The following is a 1411-nucleotide window of genomic DNA, read 5'->3' as shown; positions in this document are numbered from 1 at the left end:
GAGACAATACACCCATGAGCGAAGTTATTTCCCCACCTATTCCCGTTAACTCCAAGCCCGCGCCGCGCGTGGGATTTGTCAGTCTGGGCTGCCCCAAGGCCCTGACCGATTCCGAGTTGATCCTCACGCAATTGAGTGCCGAGGGCTACCAGACGTCCAAAACTTTTGAAGGCGCCGACCTGGTGATCGTCAACACCTGCGGTTTCATAGACGATGCGGTCAAGGAGAGCCTGGACACCATTGGCGAGGCGCTGGCCGAAAACGGCAAGGTCATCGTCACGGGTTGCCTCGGCGCCAAGGCAGGCGAGGGCGGCGGTAACCTGGTGCGCCAGATGCACCCTAGTGTTTTGGCCGTTACAGGCCCGCACGCCACTCAGGAGGTCATGGATGCGGTGCACCTGAATCTGCCCAAGCCGCATGACCCGTTTGTGGACCTGGTGCCCAACGCCTTCGGCATTGCCGGCATCAAGCTCACGCCCAAACATTACGCCTACCTGAAGATCAGCGAAGGCTGCAACCACCGCTGCACGTTCTGCATCATTCCGTCCATGCGGGGCGATCTGGTGTCACGGCCCATCGGTGATGTGCTCAATGAGGCGCGCGCACTGTTTGAGGGCGGCGTGAAGGAGTTGCTGGTGATCAGCCAGGACACCTCGGCCTACGGCGTGGACGTGAAATACCGCACCGGCTTCTGGGACGGCAAGCCCGTCAAGACGCGCATGCTGGAACTGGTGCAGGCGCTGGGCGAAATTGCCGAGCCTTATGGCGCCTGGGTGCGCTTGCATTACGTCTACCCGTACCCAAGTGTGGATGAAGTGCTGCCGCTGATGGCGACCGGCAAGGTGTTGCCTTACCTGGACGTGCCGCTGCAGCACAGCCACCCCGATGTGCTCAAGCGCATGAAGCGGCCAGCCAGCGGTGAAAAGAATCTTGAACGCATTGCGCGCTGGCGCGAAATCTGCCCCGAAATTGTGATTCGCAGCACCTTTATTGCCGGTTTTCCCGGTGAGACGGAAGCGGAATTCGACCACCTGCTCGACTTCATGCGCGAAGCCAAAATCGACCGAGCGGGCTGCTTCGCCTACAGCGCGGTAGAAGGTGCGACGGCCAACGATATTCCCGGCATGCTGCCGATCGAATTGCGTGAAGAGCGCCGCGCCCGCTTCATGGCCGTGGCCGAGGCGGTTTCCAGCCAGAAGCTGCAGCAGCGTATAGGCGCGACCATGCAGGTGTTGGTGGATTCGGCGCCCGCGCTGGGCCGCAAGGGCGGCACGGGGCGTTCCTATGCAGATGCGCCCGAGATCGACGGCGTGGTCAAGCTGCTGCCGCCCGAGAAAATCAGCAAGACACTGAAAGTGGGCGAATTTACCCGGGCCCGCATCGTCGGAACGCAGGGCCACGACCTGGTTGC

The 1411-nt window shown here is 61.6% G+C and carries 1 protein-coding gene; it reads left to right on the top strand.

The genetic code is table 11. From position 1 onward, the window contains the following. Nucleotides 1–14 precede the first annotated feature (14 nt). Nucleotides 15–1411, top strand: a 1397-nt coding sequence (rimO, locus tag AC1D0Z_RS21760) for a 30S ribosomal protein S12 methylthiotransferase RimO (RefSeq protein ID WP_477660231.1), incomplete at its 3' end; no start/stop codon positions are given.

The sequence above is a fragment of the Polaromonas sp. P1_E3 genome (assembly GCF_056405935.1).
Note: the sequence above shows the minus strand (reverse complement) of the source record. Positions and strands in the feature narration are given on the sequence as shown.